The organism is Caballeronia sp. SEWSISQ10-4 2, assembly GCF_030464885.1.
Classification (GTDB): Bacteria; Pseudomonadota; Gammaproteobacteria; order Burkholderiales; family Burkholderiaceae; genus Caballeronia.
The window spans coordinates 1-18,198 of record NZ_JALPRJ010000009.1 but is presented as its reverse complement, the minus strand read 5'-3'; the positions used below and the strand labels follow the sequence as shown (position 1 = coordinate 18,198).

20 protein-coding genes, 1 tRNA gene and 1 pseudogene are annotated in these 18,198 nt (G+C 60.7%); 11 read left to right on the top strand and 11 right to left on the bottom strand.

The window, feature by feature from the left end; all coding sequences use genetic code 11:
- The first annotated feature begins 2 nt into the window (after positions 1-2).
- The 7 genes from lolB to hisC all read left to right on the top strand — a co-directional run bounded on the left by lolB (position 3) and on the right by hisC (position 5,342).
- Entirely contained in the window at positions 3-575 is a 573-nt protein-coding gene (gene lolB / locus M0D69_RS08105) for a lipoprotein insertase outer membrane protein LolB (RefSeq protein ID WP_301781640.1), read from the top strand.
- A gap of 17 nt (positions 576-592) precedes the next feature.
- Positions 593-1,513, top strand: a complete 921-nt coding sequence (ispE, locus tag M0D69_RS08100; protein WP_301781523.1) for a 4-(cytidine 5'-diphospho)-2-C-methyl-D-erythritol kinase — start codon at positions 593-595, stop codon at positions 1,511-1,513.
- A gap of 55 nt (positions 1,514-1,568) precedes the next feature.
- Positions 1,569-1,645, top strand: a tRNA-Gln gene (locus tag M0D69_RS08095).
- Between the two features lie 46 nt (positions 1,646-1,691).
- Positions 1,692-2,645 (top strand): ribose-phosphate pyrophosphokinase, encoded by a 954-nt coding sequence (locus tag M0D69_RS08090; protein WP_047895597.1) that lies wholly within the window; start codon positions 1,692-1,694, stop codon positions 2,643-2,645.
- Positions 2,646-2,807: 162 nt separating this feature from the next.
- Complete coding sequence (locus tag M0D69_RS08085; protein ID WP_301781522.1) at positions 2,808-3,440, top strand: 50S ribosomal protein L25/general stress protein Ctc; 633 nt, start codon at positions 2,808-2,810, stop codon at positions 3,438-3,440.
- A gap of 188 nt (positions 3,441-3,628) precedes the next feature.
- Positions 3,629-4,231, top strand: coding sequence for an aminoacyl-tRNA hydrolase (gene pth / locus M0D69_RS08080; protein ID WP_301781521.1), 603 nt, complete (start codon positions 3,629-3,631; stop codon positions 4,229-4,231).
- A gap of 46 nt (positions 4,232-4,277) precedes the next feature.
- Positions 4,278-5,342: a histidinol-phosphate transaminase gene (gene hisC / locus M0D69_RS08075; protein ID WP_301781520.1), complete on the top strand. Its 1,065-nt coding sequence runs from the start codon at positions 4,278-4,280 to the stop codon at positions 5,340-5,342.
- A gap of 43 nt (positions 5,343-5,385) precedes the next feature.
- Here hisC and M0D69_RS08070 read toward each other — a convergent pair whose 3' ends face one another.
- From M0D69_RS08070 to rsmD, 3 genes are all read right to left on the bottom strand, one after another.
- A complete protein-coding gene (locus tag M0D69_RS08070) occupies positions 5,386-5,643 on the bottom strand; it encodes a YfhL family 4Fe-4S dicluster ferredoxin (protein WP_047895593.1) in 258 nt (85 codons plus the stop codon).
- An 85-nt stretch (positions 5,644-5,728) separates the two neighbouring features.
- Positions 5,729-6,232: a pantetheine-phosphate adenylyltransferase gene (gene coaD, locus M0D69_RS08065; RefSeq protein WP_301781519.1), complete on the bottom strand. Its 504-nt coding sequence runs from the start codon at positions 6,230-6,232 to the stop codon at positions 5,729-5,731.
- A 171-nt stretch (positions 6,233-6,403) separates the two neighbouring features.
- Positions 6,404-7,081, bottom strand: coding sequence for a 16S rRNA (guanine(966)-N(2))-methyltransferase RsmD (gene rsmD / locus M0D69_RS08060; protein WP_301781518.1), 678 nt, complete (start codon positions 7,079-7,081; stop codon positions 6,404-6,406).
- A gap of 741 nt (positions 7,082-7,822) precedes the next feature.
- Between rsmD and ftsY the strand changes: the two genes are divergently transcribed.
- Entirely contained in the window at positions 7,823-8,950 is a 1,128-nt protein-coding gene (gene ftsY, locus M0D69_RS08055) for a signal recognition particle-docking protein FtsY (protein WP_301781639.1), read from the top strand.
- Positions 8,951-8,991: 41 nt separating this feature from the next.
- On the opposite strand, the gene M0D69_RS08050 is transcribed toward ftsY, so the two are convergent.
- Genes M0D69_RS08050 through M0D69_RS08040 form a run of 3 tightly spaced genes read right to left on the bottom strand, consistent with a single transcriptional unit; the run spans position 8,992 to position 10,964 of the window.
- Entirely contained in the window at positions 8,992-9,603 is a 612-nt protein-coding gene (locus tag M0D69_RS08050; RefSeq protein WP_301781517.1) for a LysE/ArgO family amino acid transporter, read from the bottom strand.
- Positions 9,600-10,244 (bottom strand): maleylacetoacetate isomerase, encoded by a 645-nt coding sequence (gene maiA / locus M0D69_RS08045; RefSeq protein ID WP_301781516.1) that lies wholly within the window; start codon positions 10,242-10,244, stop codon positions 9,600-9,602. Before maiA ends, M0D69_RS08050 begins: the two co-directional genes overlap by 4 nt.
- 21 nt (positions 10,245-10,265) lie before the next feature.
- Positions 10,266-10,964: a fumarylacetoacetate hydrolase family protein gene (locus M0D69_RS08040; protein WP_301781515.1), complete on the bottom strand. Its 699-nt coding sequence runs from the start codon at positions 10,962-10,964 to the stop codon at positions 10,266-10,268.
- Between the two features lie 232 nt (positions 10,965-11,196).
- Between M0D69_RS08040 and ybiB the strand changes: the two genes are divergently transcribed.
- On the top strand, positions 11,197-12,159 hold the full coding sequence (gene ybiB / locus M0D69_RS08035; protein WP_301781638.1) for a DNA-binding protein YbiB: 963 nt from the start codon (positions 11,197-11,199) through the stop codon (positions 12,157-12,159).
- A 450-nt stretch (positions 12,160-12,609) separates the two neighbouring features.
- Positions 12,610-14,268, top strand: coding sequence for a 2-isopropylmalate synthase (gene leuA / locus M0D69_RS08030; RefSeq protein ID WP_301781637.1), 1,659 nt, complete (start codon positions 12,610-12,612; stop codon positions 14,266-14,268).
- Positions 14,269-14,479: 211 nt separating this feature from the next.
- Here leuA and M0D69_RS08025 read toward each other — a convergent pair whose 3' ends face one another.
- Both M0D69_RS08025 and M0D69_RS08020 read right to left on the bottom strand, forming a co-directional pair.
- Positions 14,480-14,875 (bottom strand): nuclear transport factor 2 family protein, encoded by a 396-nt coding sequence (locus tag M0D69_RS08025; protein WP_301781514.1) that lies wholly within the window; start codon positions 14,873-14,875, stop codon positions 14,480-14,482.
- Between the two features lie 50 nt (positions 14,876-14,925).
- Positions 14,926-15,492, bottom strand: a complete 567-nt coding sequence (locus M0D69_RS08020) for an acyloxyacyl hydrolase (RefSeq protein ID WP_301781513.1) — start codon at positions 15,490-15,492, stop codon at positions 14,926-14,928.
- A gap of 397 nt (positions 15,493-15,889) precedes the next feature.
- Here M0D69_RS08020 and rpoH point away from each other — a divergent pair, with 397 nt between their 5' ends.
- Complete coding sequence (rpoH, locus tag M0D69_RS08015; RefSeq protein ID WP_301781512.1) at positions 15,890-16,825, top strand: RNA polymerase sigma factor RpoH; 936 nt, start codon at positions 15,890-15,892, stop codon at positions 16,823-16,825.
- 189 nt (positions 16,826-17,014) lie between these two features.
- On the opposite strand, the gene M0D69_RS08010 is transcribed toward rpoH, so the two are convergent.
- The 3 genes and pseudogenes from M0D69_RS08010 to M0D69_RS08000 all read right to left on the bottom strand — a co-directional run.
- Positions 17,015-17,269 carry a cytochrome o ubiquinol oxidase subunit IV gene (locus tag M0D69_RS08010; RefSeq protein ID WP_301781511.1) on the bottom strand — a complete coding sequence of 85 codons (255 nt, stop codon included), beginning with the start codon at positions 17,267-17,269 and terminating at the stop codon, positions 17,015-17,017.
- Positions 17,270-17,831 (bottom strand): annotated as a pseudogene (gene cyoC / locus M0D69_RS08005) (cytochrome o ubiquinol oxidase subunit III).
- Between the two features lie 177 nt (positions 17,832-18,008).
- Positions 18,009-18,198: hypothetical protein (locus M0D69_RS08000; protein WP_301781510.1), on the bottom strand; the 190-nt coding region annotated here is incomplete at its 5' end.

Genomic DNA, 18,198 nt, shown 5'->3' with positions numbered 1-18,198 from the left:
TGATGGCAGCGGGTGTGGTGATGGTGTCGGGGTGTGCGATCAAACCGCGGGTGCCGACTACATCGAATGCAGCAACCGCGATCACCGCGCAAACCAGCCGCGCGTATCACGGCCGTTTTTCTGTCCAGTACAACGACCAGACCGGCCAGCAACGCAACGCCTACGGCAACTTCGACTGGCAGGAAACGGGAGACACCGTCACGCTGCAATTGCGCAATCCGCTTGGGCAGACGCTGGCTATCGTGACGTCCTCGCCGTCTTCGGCCACATTGGAATTGCCGAACCGCGAACCGCAGACCGCCGATAACGTCTCCCAACTGATGAGCAACACGCTGGGGTTTGCGCTGCCCGTGGAAGGCTTGCGGTATTGGCTGCAGCCATCGCCTGCGCCGACCTCGCGGGCGCGCACAACGATGGATTCATCGTCGGAAAACGGCCGCCTGAAGGAAATCAAGCAGGATGGCTGGACCATCGACTATCTGGCCTACGCCGACGCGCCCGCAACCGGCGTGAAGCGCCTGAATCTGTCGCGCGACGAACCGCCGCTCGACATCAAGCTCGTCCTCGACCAGTAACGTTTTAAGTCAACAGCATGCCGTCACCTTTACCGGGTTCATCGCCTGGCTCAGCGCGCCCGCTGGCCGATGCGTCCCTGCGCAATTGCCTCGCGCCGGCCAAGCTCAATCTGTTTTTGCACATCACGGGCCGTCGGCCAGATGGCTATCACGCGTTGCAGACGGTGTTCCAGTTGCTCGACTGGGGCGACTTGCTGCACTTCACCCGTCGCGAGGACGGCGTCATCGCACGTAAAACCGATGTGCCGGGCGTGCCGGAAGCCAGCGACCTCGTCGTACGCGCGGCGCGCTTGCTGCAAACGCATACTGGCAGCGGTTTTGGCGTAGACATCGAAATCGATAAAATCCTGCCGATGGGCGCAGGCCTTGGCGGCGGCAGCTCGGACGCCGCCACCACGTTGCTCGCGCTTAATCGCTTGTGGGGCGTCGATTTACCGCGACAAGACTTGCAGGACCTGGCGCTGCAGCTAGGCGCCGATGTGCCGTTTTTCGTCTTCGGGCAAAATGCGTTTGCGGAAGGTGTGGGCGAAGCGCTGCAGGCTGTCGACCTGCCGAAACGCTTTTTCCTGGTGGTGACTCCTGCGGTACATGTGCCAACTGTCGCGATTTTTTCGGAAGAAGCGTTGACAAGGGACTCAAAAGTCCTCACAATGACGGACTTTCTTGCACAACATAGTTCTGCCGCTGATTGGCCCGATAGCTTCGGCCGAAATGACATGCAGGCGGTTGTGGTTGAAAAGTACGCGGAAGTAGCTCAAGTGCTGGGGTGGTTTTCTCATCTTGCACCTGCGCGAATGACCGGATCTGGCGCGAGCGTGTTCGCCGCCTTTCGTAGCAAAGCCGAAGCTGAGGTGGTGCAAGCCAAACTCCCGGCAAGCTGGAAAAGCGCAGTGAGCGAAAGCCTGGATTCGCATCCTCTCTTCACTTTCGCGTCGTAAAGTTTCGTTTTGACGGGTTTGTCCTACACTACCCGGCAAGACTCAAAGTTAGTGTAGGGGAATCGCCAAGCTGGTTAAGGCACTGGATTTTGATTCCAGCATGCGAAGGTTCGAATCCTTCTTCCCCTGCCATAATTTCTCGCGTTTTTCCTCTCGCCCCAGCCAGAACAGGTGCACGATGAGCAGTGACGGCCTGATGGTATTTACTGGCAACGCGAATCCCGCGCTTGCACAGGAAGTCGTCAAAATCCTTGGAATCCCACTTGGCAAGGCGATGGTCAGCCGTTTTTCCGACGGCGAAATCATGGTCGAGATCCAGGAAAACGTGCGTGGCAAGGACGTGTTCGTGCTGCAGTCCACCTGCGCGCCGACCAATGACACGCTGATGGAACTCATGATCATGGTCGATGCGCTCAAGCGCGCATCCGCTGGCCGGATCACAGCAGCCATCCCGTACTTCGGTTATGCCCGCCAGGATCGCCGGCCACGTTCGGCCCGCGTCGCCATCTCGGCGAAAGTCGTGGCCAACATGCTGGAAATTGCCGGTGTGGATCGCGTCATCACGATGGATCTTCACGCCGACCAGATTCAAGGTTTCTTCGACATCCCGGTCGACAACATCTACGCCACGCCCGTCTTGCTCGGCGATCTGCGCAAGCAGAACTACGAGAACCTGCTGGTGGTGTCGCCGGATGTGGGCGGTGTGATCCGCGCCCGGGCCTTGGCAAAGCAACTGAACACCGATCTCGCGATCATCGACAAGCGTCGCCCGAAGGCGAACGTCGCTGAAGTGATGAACATCATCGGTGAAGTGGAAGGCCGCACGTGCGTGATCATGGACGACATGGTCGACACCGCCGGCACGCTCTGCAAGGCAGCACAGGTTTTGAAGCAACGCGGCGCGACGAAGGTCTTCGCGTATGCCACGCACCCGGTTTTGTCCGGTGGCGCAGGCGAGCGGATCGCGGCGTCGGAACTCGACGAACTCGTCGTCACCGACACCATTCCCCTCTCCGACGAAGCGCGCGCATGCACGAAGGTGCGTGTCCTGTCGAGCGCGGGATTGCTGGCCGAGACGTTCTCACGTATCCGGCGCGGCGACTCGGTGATGTCGCTGTTCGCAGAAGGTTAACAAGCTTTAAACGTATTTGCGGTTAGCGGAGGTTCAAAACTCTGCAACACCGCGTAATCGGTTCAGGCGAACGAAGGCCTGAACCGCTGCTCTGGGGCTGAACGCGATTGCGGACAGCCCCGTTTTCACTGCCTGGTCGCGGGCAGATTATGGAGTTGAATCATGAAAGTAGTCGCTTTTGAGCGCAATCTGCAAGGTACGGGTGCGAGCCGCCGCCTGCGTAACTCGGGCAAGACCCCGGGCATCGTATATGGCGCAAACGCTGAAGCTCAAGCTGTTGAGCTCGATCACAACGCACTTTGGCACGCGCTGAAGAAAGAAGTGTTCCATTCGTCGATTCTCGACCTGGAAATCGCTGGCAAGTCGCAACAGGTTCTGCTGCGCGACGTGCAATACCATCCGTTCAAGCAAATGGTTCTGCACGTTGACTTCCAACGCGTCGATGCGAAGAAGAAGCTGCACACCAAGGTGCCGGTGCACTTCTTGAATCAAGAAACGAATCCGGCTGTGAAGCTTGGCGGCGCGGTGATCTCGCACGTTCTGAACGAAGTCGAAATCGAATGCCTTCCGGCTGACCTGCCGGAATTCGTCGAGCTTGATCTGGCAAAGATTGAAGCCGGTCACACGCTGCACGTGAAGGACATCGTTTTGCCGAAGGGCGTGGCGCTGGTCGCTCACCTCGACGCAGAAAACCCGGTGATCGCTTCTGCGACCGTCCCGGCTGCCGTCGTGTCCGACGAAGCTGCTTCGGGTGGCGCCGCTGCTCCGAGCGAAGGCGACAAGCCGGCTGCATAAGTCTGGCTGAAGCCTGTTCGCTTGAGTCCGCTCGGGTCCGCCCACAAGAGCGGACAAAGTGACCCGCCGTTGCTCTGCTCCGGCGGGTTTTTTTTGGCCTTTTTCTGGTGCGGTCGATGTGTCCTGCGTTGTTGTGCTGTCCGTTATCCTGTTAACAGCCACAGGCCGCTACATCGCCAAGATTGAACATGATCAAACTGATCGTCGGGCTCGGCAATCCGGGCGCCGAATACACCGCGACGCGTCACAACGCCGGCTTCTGGTTCGCCGATCAACTGGCGCGCGACGCGGGTGCATCGCTGCGTGATGAACGCCGGTTTCACGGCCACTACGGACGCGGCCGGCTCAATGGTCAAGAGGTTCATCTGCTCGAGCCACAGACCTTCATGAATCGATCGGGTCAGTCGGTGGTGGCCGTGGCGCAGTTCTTCAAGATCCTGCCGGACGAGATTCTCGTCGCGCACGATGAACTCGATTTGCCGCCCGGTACGGTGAAGCTGAAGCTCGGTGGCGGCAGCGGTGGTCACAACGGCCTGAAGGACATTTCGGCGCATCTGTCATCGCAACAGTATTGGCGGTTGCGGATCGGCATCGGGCATCCGCGCGATCTGATTCCCGAGGGCGCGCGCGCAGGTGCGAAACCCGATGTGGCAAATTTTGTACTGAAACCGCCGCGGCGCGAGGAGCAGGACGTGATCGATGCATCGATCGAACGCGCGCTGGCCGTGATGCCGTTCGCGATCAACGACGAGATGGAACGCGCGATGATGAACCTGCATCGCAACGGCTGAACGCGACGTGCGGTGGTGAATCTGCAGGATAGACAAGGAGCAACACGTGAGCCGTTTCTGGAGCGACATCGTTAATAAGCTGACGCCGTATGTGCCGGGCGAACAACCGGCACTCGCGCGTCCCGTGAAGCTCAATACCAACGAGAACCCCTATCCGCCGTCGCCGCGTGTGGTCGATGCGATCCGGCGCGAGCTCGGCGAGGATGGCGATTCGCTGCGCAAGTATCCGGATCCGACAGCGCATGCTTTGCGCGCGACCATCGCGCAACGTCATGGGCTGCGCGTGGAGCAAGTGTTCGTGGGCAACGGGTCGGACGAAGTCCTCGCGCACACGTTCCAGGCGCTGCTCAAGCACGACAAGCCAATTCGTTTCCCCGATATCACCTACAGTTTTTATCCCGTGTACGCGCAGTTGTACGGCGTAGCGTTCGACGCAGTGCCGCTCAACGCGGATTTTGGTATCGATGTGGACGACTATCGCGCGCCTAATGGCGGCGTGCTGCTGCCCAATCCGAACGCGCCGACAGGCCGCGCGTTGCCGCTCGCCGAGATCAAGGTACTGCTCGCGGCGAATCCGGATTCGGTTGTGGTGATCGATGAAGCGTATGTGGACTTCGGCGCGGAATCGGCGGTCACGCTTATCGATGAAAATCCGAATTTGCTGGTCGTGCAGACGTTATCGAAGGCGCGTTCGATGGCGGGTATGCGCGTGGGATTCGCGTTGGGACATGAAGCGCTGATCGAGGCACTCACGCGCGTGAAGGACAGCTTCAACTCCTATCCGCTCGACCGGCTGGCGCAAGTGGCGGCGATCGCGGCCGTCGAAGACGACGACTGGTTTCGCGAAACCTGTACGAAGGTAATGGCAAGCCGCGAACGGCTGACGGTGGAGTTGCAGACGTTGGGCTTTGACGTGGTGCCGTCGGCAGCGAACTTCGTATTCGCGCGCCATCCGGAACACGATGCCGCCACGCTCGCCGCGCGCTTGAAGGAGAAGGAGATTTTCGTGCGGCATTTCAAGCTGCCGCGAATCGATCAGCATCTGCGCATCACGATCGGCACCGATGCCGAGTGTGATGCCTTGCTGGCGGCGTTGCGCGCGCTGCTGTGATAACGCCCAAGGGCGCTTATGGCTTGACAGCTTGACGTTTAATTCAAGCGCCCTTCGCCTTCATCAGCGCGTGATATTTCGCCATCAACTGGATGGCGTTTTCCTCATGCGCCGGATCGCGTGGAATGCACTCCACGGGACACACTTGCTGGCATTGCGGTTCGTCGAAGTGGCCGACGCACTCGGTGCACTTGTTCGGGTCGATCACGTAGATCTCGATACCCATCGAGATGGCGTCGTTCGGGCACTCGGGCTCGCACACGTCGCAGTTGATGCACTCGTCGGTAATGAACAGGGCCATGCTTTACTCTCTTCGTCCGGCATCTCTGCCGGCTTTTTCGGTACCCGCGCGCTCTGATGAGCGCGCTTGGTGAGCACTTGAGCGCTCACGGCACCACTGGGTCCGGCGCAATCGGACCGACTTTATCCTGCAAGCGCTTTTCCACCGAGGGGAAAACAAACTTGCTGACATCGCCGCCGAGTTGCGCGATCTCGCGCACGATCGTGCCCGAGATGAATTGATATTGATCCGATGGCGTCATGAACATCGTTTCGACGTCGGGTAGCAAATAACGGTTCATACCCGCCATCTGGAATTCGTACTCGAAGTCGGAGACGGCACGCAAACCCCGCACGATCACGCGCGCGTTGTTCTTGCGCACGAAATCCTTCAGCAGCCCCTTGAAACTCATCACCTGCACGTTCGGATAGTGGCCAAGCACGTCGTGGGCGATATCCAGCCGTTCCGCCAGACTGAAGAACGGCTTCTTGTTCCGGCTATCAGCCACGCCAACCACAAGCGTATCGAAAATACTCGACGCACGTCGCACGAGGTCTTCGTGACCGCGTGTGAGCGGGTCGAACGTTCCGGGATAAACGGCTACCACCATGGGGCATCTCCTCTTCTTAACCTTCTTCTGGTACGTCTTTCGATACAGATTGGGCCGCCGCCGGCATCGACAAGACCAGAAAATCCCGCCGATACCCCGCCGCCCATCACGTCCGCCAAGCCCCGCCCACAGTCGGCCGGACATCGCCCGGCTGTCATTTTGGAACGCGCATTATTCCTCATTTTCGCGCCGCAGCAAATGATAGCGGACCGCGCCGGCCTTGCCTTCGCGAGTAATTGCCCAGCCGGCCAGCGCGGGCGTTTGCGCGAGATCGACGGGCTCGCCCGATTCGACGTACAGCGCGCCGCCCGGCGACACCAGCGGCACGGCCAATTCGATGGCGCGCTGGAGCATGGCGGTATCGCCGAAAGGGGGATCGAGGAAAACGACATCGAAGGAACTCGGCGCGAGGCCCGCGGCGAGACGCAGCGCGTCGGCTTCCACGATTTCAATGTTTTTCGCGGCCAGGCGCGCCTGATTCGCCTTCAGTTGCGCGACTGCGCGGCCGCTGCGTTCGACCATCAGGACGCGCACCGCGCCGCGCGATGCCGCTTCGAAGCCCAATGCGCCGCTGCCGGCGAAGAGGTCTAGGCAACGCTTGCCGTCAAGCGACTGGCCAAGCCAGTTGAAGAGCGTCTCGCGCACCCGGTCCGGCGTCGGACGCAGGCCGTCCAAACTCAGGACGGGTAGCGGCGTACGTTTCCAGTCGCCGCCGATAATGCGGATGGAATGCGCCTTGCCGCCACGCGATGGCGCTGCTTCGCGGACTTTCGGTGCGCGCTCGGAGGTGCGCTCCGGGCTGCGTTCGGGATTTCGCTCTAGTGTGCGGGTGATCGAGGAACGGGACATGGACGTGCGTGGATTGAGGCGGCGCAATGATCGCGTGGGTCGGGTGGGAACGTCGTCGGTTTGCAATAATTCGCATTCGCCGATGCGGGCACGTTACCACAGCCCCGCCGCGCCCGATGCTGGGGTTCGCCGCCGGGCCGGCCACTACAATCGGTGCCGGCTGATAAAATAGCCGTCTTTCGCCTTTTTTGCGCACACGCCCGGCTCTTGCCGCTGTTTCCGGCGGTTTTTCGCGGCACGGCGGCCCTCGTCACCTTTGCGTTTTTGCGCACGTTCGACGCTGGAACGCGGTTGCGACCGCATCGATAAAACGCGCCACCCCCACCACTGCAGACCATGTTCAGCTTTTTCAAACGATTAATAGGCAAATCGACCGATACGCCCGAGGAAAACAAAACCGAAGACGTCGTCGATTCTGGCTCCGAAGGCGCTGAAGCGCTTCGGCGCGCGACTACGCCGGTTATGCCGGCCCAGCCGGTGGAAACCTTGCTGAAAGATGGTGAGGCAGCGGTTCGGGCTTTGGAAACGCAAGCGCGCGGGGCGGACGCCGCTGCCGGTGAGCCGGTGCAGTCGAATGGGCATGTGTCTGCGGCGCAGCCGGCTGCGGCAACCGGGTCGTCCAGCGCGTCTGTGCAATCGCATGATGAATCCGCGCAACCGGCAGATTCTCCGTCCGATATCGGAACGCCCGCCGCCACGACGCCGGTTGTGCCGGCGCAACCGGTTGAATCGGCGGATTCGGTGGTTCAACCGTCGCGGGCGGACACGCCCGGTGTAACAGCAGCAGACACGCCCGCGACGCCGCTTCCCGCGGCAAGCACGCCCATCACGCCGGCCCAGCCGACTACGCCCTCCGCGAGCGCCCTCCCCGAAACCAAAGCCTACTGGCAAGGCCGCACGGCATCGCAGTGGAAGGCGCCCGAAGAAACCGTCGTGATCGTGCCGCCGCCGGAGCCTGAACCGAGTGCGAAGCGTTCCTGGCTTACACGCCTGAAAACGGGTTTATCGAAGACGAGTACGGGCCTGACGGGGATTTTCGTCGGGGCGAAGATCGATGAGGATTTGTACGAGGAACTCGAAACGGCATTGCTGATGTCGGACGCCGGTGTCGATGCCACCGAATATCTGCTCGAGGCGCTGCGCGAAAAGGTGCGCAGCGAACGGCTTACCGATTCGATGCAGGTCAAGGCCGCATTGCGCTCGCTGCTCGCAGAGCTGCTGCGGCCGCTCGAGAAATCCCTGATGCTTGGCCGTGCCCAACCACTGGTGATGATGATCGCCGGCGTGAACGGCGCGGGCAAGACCACGAGCATTGGCAAGTTGGCCAAACATCTGCAGCGTTTCGATCAGTCCGTGTTGCTCGCCGCCGGCGACACCTTCCGTGCTGCCGCGCGCGAACAGCTCACGGTTTGGGGCGAGCGCAACAACGTGACAGTTGTATCGCAGGAAAGCGGCGATGCCGCCGCCGTCATCTTCGACGCGGTCGGCGCCGCGCGTGCACGCAAGATCGACGTGATGATGGCCGACACCGCTGGCCGCCTGCCAACGCAGCTTCACTTGATGGAAGAACTGCGCAAGGTGAAGCGCGTGATTGCGAAGGCGCAGCCGGATGCGCCTCACGAGGTGCTGCTCGTCATCGACGCCAACACGGGCCAAAACGCGCTCGCCCAAGTGAAATCGTTCGACGATGCGCTTGGCTTGACGGGTTTGATCGTGACGAAGCTCGACGGTACGGCCAAGGGTGGCATTCTCGCGGCGATTGCACGCCAGCGGCCGATCCCGGTGTATTTCATCGGCGTGGGCGAGAAAGTAGAAGACTTGCAACCGTTCAGCGCCGACGAGTTTGCGGACGCGTTGCTGGGCAATTAAACCCGTGCCGCTGGCTGGCATTCAGCCAACCAGCGGCGAAGTCAGCGGGAAACGACCAGCGCCCCGGCAATCCACCACATCACAATCCCCACGATCACATCGAGCACTCTCCACGAGAGATCTTTCTCGAACAATGGCTGGAGCAACCGTGCGCCGAACCCGAGCGCCGTGAACCAGACGATCGACGAACACATGGCCCCAGCGGCGAACCACGCGTTTCCCGGCCAGCCATACCGCGCTCCAATCCCGCCGAGCAACACGACGGTATCGAGATAAACGTGCGGGTTAAGCAGCGACAAAGCGAGCACCGTCGATACCGCGCTCAACACCGTCTGCGATTCACCGTTCTCGACCTGTAAATGCCCCGGCCCTTTCCACGCCGCGTAAAAAGCCCGCACGCCGTAGAGAAACAGAAACACCGCTCCTGCCCAGCGAATCACCCCAAGCAGCACCGGCGCTCGCGCAATCAGCGCCCCCATGCCGCCGATCCCAAACCCGATGAGCAATACGTCGATCAGCGCACAGATAAAAACGACCCAGCCCACATGCCGCCGCTTCAGCCCTTGCCGCAATACAAATGCGTTCTGAGCGCCAATCGCGATAATCAAACTTGCGCCAAGCCCGGCGCCGGATAAAAAAACGGCTGTCGTCATTCGGCGTCCAGCTGCTGCCCGGGCGCAGCGCGCGCGAACGCATCGATTTGCGCGGCGTGATCGGCGATACGTTCGATCGTCGGATAATGGCTCATATCGATATTAAAACGCCGCGCGTTGAACACCTGCGGCACGAGGCACAGATCCGCAAGCGTCGGAGTATCGCCGAAACACAGCTTGCCTACGCGTGGATCGTTCGCCAGACGCTTCTCCAACGACTCGAAACCCGATTCCAGCCAATGCCGGTACCACGCGTCTTTCGCTTCGTCGCCGACCTTCAGCGTGTGCTTCAGGTACTTCAGCACGCGCAGGTTGTCGACGGGATGAATCTCGCACGCAACCTGCAGCGCGATCGACCGGATGAACGCGCGATCCAGTGGCGTGCCCGGCAGCAACGCCGGTTCGGGATGCGTTTCCTCCAGGTATTCGATGATCGCGAGCGACTGCGTCAGCACGTCGTCGCCGTCGATAAACGTTGGCACGATCCCGTCGGGATTCAACTCGCGATACTCGGGCTTCAGCTGTTGCCCGCCGTCGCGCAGAAGATGGATCGGCGCGTATTCGTACGCAAGCCCTTTGAGATTCAGCGCGATCCGCACGCGATACGCCGCCGAGCTACGAAAATAGCTGTATAGCTTCATCGGTCTCCTCCGTTTTTATAGTCAGACGACGCGCACGGAGAACTCTCCGATGCCATCGACACCGCCTTTCATCAGGTCGCCCTTCTGAACCGCGCCGACGCCTTCAGGCGTGCCGGTAAAAATCAGATCGCCGGGGAACAACTCGAATAGCGTCGACAGATACGCGATGGTGTCGCCGACGGACCAGATCAGTTGCGAGATGTCCGAACGCTGTTTTTCTTCGCCATTGACCGTTAGCCAGATCGCGCTTTTTTCCAGATGCCCGACCTTCGCAACCGGATGAATCGGACCGAGCGGCGCCGAATGATCGAAGCCCTTCGCCGTGTCCCACGGACGGCCCAGCCTTTTCGCCTCCGCCTGCAGGTCGCGGCGCGTCATGTCGAGCCCGAGCGCGTAGCCATACACGTAATCGAGTGCCCGATCGGCAGGAATGTCCTTACCCTGCTTGCCGATCGCAGCCACGAGCTCCATTTCGAAGTGGACGTTCTTCGATTGCGACGGATACGGGAATTCGCCGGTTGCGCCGGGCGCCACGTACAGCACGGCGTCGGTAGGCTTGCCGAAGAAAAACGGCGGCTCACGATCCGGATCGTGCCCCATCTCGCGCGCATGCGCCTCGTAGTTCCGGCCGACGCAGTAAATCCGGCGAACGGGAAACTGGTCGCTGGAACCGATAACGGGCACCGCGACCGCGGGTGCCGGAGCAAATACGTGACTCATTCCGCTTTCTCCTGTGTGATGAAGCATCGACCAAGACCTCAAGTTTAACGTGCACGGTTGTCCGTCGCGACTCGGCTGAACGGCCTATGGGCCCGAACAGAACGTCTCCACAACTTGCACGCCTGCCACAAATGCGGTACTGAATATGGTTCCCGCACTCTTCACATTGAAGCGGCTGATCGTGCGCAACGTGATTGAAGACAAGACGCGCGCCGGCCGCCCGGAATACTCGATGACCGACACTGCTGCCTTCCCGTGCGCCCGCTTCATCAAGGAAATCGGCCGCGGGCCGAACGGCGCGCGAGCGCTGACCCGCGAGGACACTTACGCCCTCTACGAAGCAATGCTCGACGACCGCGTCTCCGACCTCGAACTCGGTGCCGTGTTGCTGGCGTATCGCGTGAAGGGCGAGACGGCCGCCGAACTGGCCGCGATGCTGGCGGCCGCGCATCGCTCGTTCGAGCCACTGCATGTCCAGAACGGCCGTGACCACGCGCGGCCCGTCTCCATCCCCACATACAACGGCGCGCGCAAGCAACCCAACCTGACCCCGCTACTGGCATTGCTGCTCGCGCGGGAAGGCGTGCCGGTGCTGGTGCACGGCGTCACCGACGATCCCGGCCGCGTGACCAGCGCTGCGATTTTTGCCGAACTGGGTATCGAGGAATCCGCTTCCCACGATGAAATCGAGGACAACCTCGCCTCGCGACGGCTGGCGTTCGCACCGATCGCCGTGCTCGCGCCCAAGCTCGCGCGCCTGCTGGCGATCCGGCGAATCATGGGCGTGCGAAATTCCACGCATACGCTGGTCAAGATCCTCCAACCGTTCGCGCAGCCGGGCTTGCGACTGGTGAACTACACGCATCCGGAGTATCGCGAGAGCCTGACAGGACTGTTCACCGAACATCCCGACGCGGCCGAGGGTGGTGCCCTGCTCGCACGCGGGACAGAAGGCGAGGCGGTGGCGGACACGCGCCGGCAAGTGCAGGTGGACTGGTTCCACGATGGTCACCCGGAGACGCTGATATCGGCGGAACGCTCGTCTCCGGAAGCGCCCGTGGTGGCCATGCCGAGCGCCCTCGATGCCGCGACCACCGCGCGCTGGATCGAGACCGTGCTGCGCGGCGAAGCGCCGATTCCGCCTGCGCTCGCTCGCCAGGCGGAGTTGATTACGGACATCGTCCGGCGGCAATGACCACGAGGGCATTCTTCAGCCGATAGGTGCCCAAGGTTGACAAACCCGAGCGCGCTACGCTAATGTGCACGGATGAGCTTTACCCAATTCCCCTCCCTTCGAATTACTCAGGGTCGCCTAGCGCGGCCCCTATCGCTACGTCTAGCGTAAGTCGCTAAGCGTGGCGCCGCGCATTCCTTGCGCGGTCCCTCCCGCAGTTTCGTAGTTCCCCTTTTTTCACCACCCGTAGTCGTCTGCTTTCGTCCGTTCATCCGCGGCACGAAAACGCGAGGATCACATGCACGCTGCATTTGCATCGTTCACGTTCGTCACCGGCGTCACCCACGCCACGGGACATCGCGAACCTGAACAGCGCGCACTGGAACGATGCCGGCAAGCCGCCGGCCGCTCATCCGCCTCGCAACGACTGCGCTTTCACGCGTACAACGCGTTCAGCCGAGGCCCACGATGATGATGCGCAACCCTTCCGAGAAATACCGCCCTTTCCCCCAGGTCAAACTCAACGGCCGCCGATGGCCGACTCGCACGATTGAGCGCGCGCCCATCTGGATGAGCACCGATCTGCGCGACGGCAACCAGGCGCTGATCGACCCGATGAGCATCGACGCCAAGCTCGAATTCTTCGAGATGCTGGTAGCGGTGGGTTTCAAGGAAATCGAAGTGGGCTTTCCGTCGGCATCGCAGACGGATTTCGACTTCGTGCGCAAGCTGATCACCGAAAATCGCATTCCCGCCGACGTAACCATCGAAGTGCTCGTACAGTCGCGTCAGGATCTCATCGAGCGGACGTTTGAAGCCGTGGAGGGCGCGTCCCGCGTGATCGTGCACCTCTACAACGCGATTTCGCCGTCGTTCCGCAAGATCGTGTTCGGGATGTCGAAGGAAGAAACCAAAGCGCTGGCCGTGGAAGGCACGCGCATCATCAAGGAGTGCGCCGCCGCGCGCCCCGGCACGCACTGGATCTACCAGTATTCGCCGGAAACGTTCAGCATGACCGAGCTTTCCTTTTCCCGCGAAGTCTGCGACGCCGTCGCGCAAATGTGGCGCCCCACGCCCGATCACAAAATGATCGTGAATTTGCCGGCCACGGTGGAAGCGGCCATGCCGAACGTGTTCGCCGATCAGATCGAGTGGATGGATCGCAACATGGGCTATCGGGACAGCATCGTGCTCTCGGTGCATCCGCATAACGATCGCGGCACGGCCGTGGCTGCCGCGGAACTCGCGATCCTCGCGGGCGCGGATCGCGTGGAAGGCTGCCTGTTTGGCAACGGCGAGCGCACGGGCAACGTGGATCTCGTCACCCTCGCGATGAATTTGTACACGCAGGGCATCGACCCGGGTCTGGATTTTTCGGATATCGACAGCGTGCGCCGCGTGGTCGAGCGCTGTAACCGGATTCCCGTGCACCCGCGTCATCCGTACGCCGGCGATCTCGTATTCACGGCCTTCTCCGGCTCACATCAGGACGCTATCCGCAAAGGCCTCGCGCAGCGCGAAGCCGGCACCGTGTGGGACGTGCCGTATCTCCCCGTCGACCCAGTGGACCTCGGCCGCAGCTACGACGCCGTGATCCGCGTGAACAGCCAGTCCGGCAAAGGCGGCGCGACTTATCTGCTCGAACGCGGGCTGGGCTTCACCCCGCCGCGCCGCGTGCAGATCGAATTCAGCCACGCCGTGCAGAAAGTCGCCGATGCCTCCGGCGCAGAAGTCTCCGGCGAAGCCATTTGCGCATTGTTCAGGAGCGAATACTTCGATGCACAAGGGCCGGCGTCACGGGCTGACGTCTCGACCTTGCGCTTCGATGGACGCCACGTGAAGCTGCCCGTATCCACGATTGCCGACGAAGCTTACGCCCAGGGCGTCGCGGCGGCTGTGGCCGAGGCCGCGGGTGTCGTGATGGAAGTGACATCGTTTGAAACCGGCGCGACGGCGAAGGGCGAAACGGCGGTGTTCGTCGGCTGCAGGATCGGCGATCAGGCCATGCGGTTTGGCGTCGCGGTGCATGCGAACGCGGCGCTGGCGGTCGCTGATGCCATCGTCAGCGCGGTTAATCGCGTGCGCTGGAGCGGGCGCAAGGAAGTGGAAAGCGAAGCGGTTGCGGCTTGAAGGAAGCGGCTTTTTAGCGGTAAATAACGCGCGCCGATGGGGCCCGACCCGGTTACGCCGTTAAACCACCGCTCTCTCCCTCGGCGCGGCAGAAGTTTGCGAAGCAGGCGATAAAAACGCGACAACCGGTATTGGCATGGTGACCGGCGCTCACAAGGCGCCGTCTCGCCGGCCGAACCGCGATGCCCCACCGAACGGCATCGAGACGGCGCTAATCCAGCGCCACGCGTGTCGCCTGCATCGCGAGCAACCGCCATTGCCCATCGACCTGAATGTGGATGGCCGTGTACGCGATGGGAAACAGCAACGCGCCATTCTTCGATTCCATCTCGAGCAACGCGCGTCCATACACGATCCACGTGTCCCGCCCGCCCGGCATCAGCTCCTGCGACTGGATCTCGATCTGCCGATAGCGCCGGCGTCCCGCCGTGATCGCGTCAATGAACTGCCGCTTCGTCTCGCGTTTGCCGTTGGTGTGGACGTAGCTGGCGTTCTCCGCCAGCAGCGCGTCGAGCAACTCGCCGTCGCCGTCGACCATCGCGCGGAAACGGTCGCGCTCGAGTTCACGTATTGCCTCGATGAGCGTCTCGATGGGTTGTGCCGGCATCGTCGGTTCCTTTCCGTTCGCACTTGAGGAACCGAGCGACGCGGCCCTCGTCAGAAGTTGTATTGCAAATATATCTGGCTGAAATTTATACCAGGATTCGGGTGTTCGATACCGGCGTTGGATAAATGCTGAAACCGGAAGCCTGCCTGATAGTTCTGATGCGCGCCGAATTGAGCCCCGACACCCACGACGTCGGCGAACTGAAAGGCTGAGGAGAAGGTGCGGTCCGGGGTCTCCCGAACGTGCGACAGCAGGCGTACGCCCACGCCTGCTTCCACATACGGCCGGAACCACCCCGAGCTTTTGATGAAGCGGAACATCGGTGTGAGGCCAAATTCCCAGATGTTCGGATGTGATGCTTGGCTTTCACGGATGTCCCAGTAGGCCACGTGCGCTTCGCCAACGACCGTGAAGTGGAAACCTCCGATTTCCCACCAGGTCCAATTGGGGTCCCAAACGACCCCGAGATCCGCTTTCCTGACGTCGTGGTCGGCTTCGCCGCCACCGATCTGAATGCCGAACTGATCGGCATGCGCGCCCGCCGAGACCATGACGAGCGCTCCGAACAGGGCAGCGTAGAGTGAGCGCTTATGCCAGACACTTTTGTTTTTCTGCATGAATACTCCGGAGCGGGTTTTCCACGAACAGGCTCGCCGCCAAGCTCACCGTAATACATAGCACGCCACCATTTTAAAGACGGTCTCAAAAAAATGCTTAGAACAGTTCTGCGTAACCGGGAAAACGCGGAATTAAGTTTCGTCGAATGGCGGTTGGAAGGCAAATCGTGCGAAATCTTGCATGTTTCTTACGGTAAGTTTGACAAAGAAAGCATTTCGCGGGGTGCAACAGTACGGGAAAGCACTTATTGGCTATTGGAATACGGACTCTAATAGCGTATGGGAACTTGGGCGCACAACCGCCCTCTAATCCTTAGCACTCGAAATACGAGAGTGCTAATATCCTGGCTAGACCCGGTTTCTCATCGGGTTTTTTGTTGATAAGGAGCACACAAGCGTGACCAATGCGATGACCCTTCCGAATACTGGACACTCGGCGCCGGCCAAGGCCGCTTCGGCAGGTGCGCTGACGTTTGCGCAGTCGTCCATGTTGACTGGCCAGATCGGCAACATCGACGCCTACATTTCGGCTGTCAACCGGATCCCGATGCTTACACCGTCGGAAGAACGTCAGTACGCCACCGAATTCCGCGAGAACGACAACCTGGACGCAGCCCGTCAGCTCGTGCTGTCACACCTGCGCCTGGTGGTATCGATTGCCCGCAATTATCTGGGCTATGGCTTGCCCCACGCTGACCTGATTCAGGAAGGCAATATCGGCTTGATGAAAGCCGTGAAACGCTTCGATCCGCAACAGAACGTGCGGCTGGTGTCGTACGCTATGCACTGGATCAAGGCCGAGATTCACGAATACATCCTGCGCAACTGGCGCACGGTGAAAGTGGCGACCACGAAGGCGCAGCGCAAGCTGTTCTTCAATTTGCGCAGCCACAAGACCGGGCACAACGCGTTCACCCCGAGCGAGGTTGATAGCCTGGCGAAAGAGCTCAACGTGAAGCGCGAGGAAGTCGCCGAGATGGAAACGCGTCTCTCGGGTGGTGATATTGCGCTGGAAGGCCAGATTGACGACGGCGAGGAATCGTACGCGCCGATCGCGTACCTGGCGGACTCGCACAACGAACCGACCAACGTGCTGGCGTCGCGCCAGTTCGACAAGCTGCAAAGCGAGGGGTTGTCGACCGCGCTCGAATCGCTCGACGAACGCAGCCGCCGGATCGTTCAGGCGCGCTGGCTCGAAGTGGAAGATGACGGCTCGGGCGGCAAGACGCTGCATGAACTCGCCGATGAATTCGGGGTATCGGCGGAACGGATTCGTCAGATCGAAGCCAGCGCAATGAAGAAAATGCGCTCGGCGCTGCACGAATACGCTTGATGCTTTTGCGGCGGTAAGCCGCTCGCTGAAGACTTGGAAAGCCCGCCGTCGAAACACAGCGGGCTTTTTCTTTGGCCAGTGCGATTCGCGCGTGCTACAGCGCTCACATGCTCTGCCACGCACCATGAAAAAGCGGTGCCGAGGTCTCCCTCGGCACCGCTCGCCGGACAACCTGCAGGCCTTTTCAGGCTATCGCGACATCATGTGGTGGCCGACGTGATTAAGCACCCACAACGTCCCGTCGATCACGATCACCGCCACCATCACGGTGAATCCGAACGCGAGCACCGCAATCGCGATGATCGATTCTGTCGGCCCCGTCACCTGCGGCACGACCAATCCGAAAGCCGCGGCCGTCAGCACGACCGACAGGATGAAGCCGATGACATACGAGCGCACGCTGCAGTGGCCCGCGCCGGTATCGATTGAATGTGGGTTTGCCATTTATACGACGCTCGTCAAATAAACAAAGGTAAAGACGCAGATCCACACGATGTCCAGGAGGTGCCAGAAGAGGCTGAGACATGTGAGGCGCGTCAGGTCTCGTTAGGTAACCTTCTTGTTGCCGACCACCTGCACCGCGAGAATCACCATCCAGATCAGCCCGGCGCTCACGTGCAGACCGTGCGTTCCGACCAGCACGAAGAACGCCGATAAAAACACACTGCGTTCCGGTCCGTAACCCTGCGAGATCAGAGCTGAACTCATGGATTTCCAGCCCGATCAATGCAGCGCCCAATACGAACGTGACGCCGAGCCATGCCAGCAGCGCTCTCGACTTGCCCTTGTGGGCGGCCAGCATGCCGAAGCCGAACGTGATGCTGCTCAACAACAGAATCGCGGTTTCCAGCATGACGCCGGGAAGCTCGAAGACGTCCTTACCCGAAGGGCCGCCCGCGAACTGATGGCCCATGACGGCGAACACCGCGAACAACGACGCGAAGATGATGCAGTCGGTCATCAGGTACAGCCATAACCCGAGCACGGTATTCGATGCACCGTGCATGATGATCCCGGACGCCCCTTTTCAACTGCGGCACCCAGTATCCCGCACGGTCGGCACTCGAATCGCAAGTTCTCACCGCGTTGCCGTTTAGCCCTGAGTTCCGCCCATTTTGTAGCCTTGTTAATGGCGGCAAGTGCCTGTCAGTGCTCGTAAATTTGTCCAATGAGAGGTCTGTTTTTAATTAAATTTGTAGTCACTAAAATATTTGACTTTATGTGATTTTTGTCTATATTTGGCTGTATGCCAGCGAGAACCGGAACTGCTCACGTCGTCACCACGACCCGCACCTACAAGGGTCGGGTCTATCGCACCCACCTGCTGCGGCGCAGCTACCGTGAGGACGGCACCGTCAAGAACGAGACGCTGG

Coding starts and splice junctions, on each gene's coding strand:
- ispE (WP_301781523.1), top strand. CDS start 593: ATGCCGTCACCTTTACCGGGTTCATCGCCTGGCTCAGCGCGCCCGCTG.
- coaD (WP_301781519.1), bottom strand. CDS start 6,232: ATGGTGGTAGCCGTTTATCCCGGAACGTTCGACCCGCTCACACGCGGT.
- M0D69_RS08090 (WP_047895597.1), top strand. CDS start 1,692: ATGAGCAGTGACGGCCTGATGGTATTTACTGGCAACGCGAATCCCGCG.
- M0D69_RS08050 (WP_301781517.1), bottom strand. CDS start 9,603: ATGACGACAGCCGTTTTTTTATCCGGCGCCGGGCTTGGCGCAAGTTTG.
- ybiB (WP_301781638.1), top strand. CDS start 11,197: ATGACCGACACTGCTGCCTTCCCGTGCGCCCGCTTCATCAAGGAAATC.
- M0D69_RS08085 (WP_301781522.1), top strand. CDS start 2,808: ATGAAAGTAGTCGCTTTTGAGCGCAATCTGCAAGGTACGGGTGCGAGC.
- M0D69_RS08070 (WP_047895593.1), bottom strand. CDS start 5,643: ATGGCCCTGTTCATTACCGACGAGTGCATCAACTGCGACGTGTGCGAG.
- M0D69_RS08020 (WP_301781513.1), bottom strand. CDS start 15,492: ATGCAGAAAAACAAAAGTGTCTGGCATAAGCGCTCACTCTACGCTGCC.
- pth (WP_301781521.1), top strand. CDS start 3,629: ATGATCAAACTGATCGTCGGGCTCGGCAATCCGGGCGCCGAATACACC.
- M0D69_RS08010 (WP_301781511.1), bottom strand. CDS start 17,269: ATGGCAAACCCACATTCAATCGATACCGGCGCGGGCCACTGCAGCGTG.
- lolB (WP_301781640.1), top strand. CDS start 3: ATGGCAGCGGGTGTGGTGATGGTGTCGGGGTGTGCGATCAAACCGCGG.
- M0D69_RS08025 (WP_301781514.1), bottom strand. CDS start 14,875: ATGCCGGCACAACCCATCGAGACGCTCATCGAGGCAATACGTGAACTC.
- rsmD (WP_301781518.1), bottom strand. CDS start 7,081: ATGTCCCGTTCCTCGATCACCCGCACACTAGAGCGAAATCCCGAACGC.
- leuA (WP_301781637.1), top strand. CDS start 12,610: ATGATGCGCAACCCTTCCGAGAAATACCGCCCTTTCCCCCAGGTCAAA.
- M0D69_RS08040 (WP_301781515.1), bottom strand. CDS start 10,964: ATGAGTCACGTATTTGCTCCGGCACCCGCGGTCGCGGTGCCCGTTATC.
- maiA (WP_301781516.1), bottom strand. CDS start 10,244: ATGAAGCTATACAGCTATTTTCGTAGCTCGGCGGCGTATCGCGTGCGG.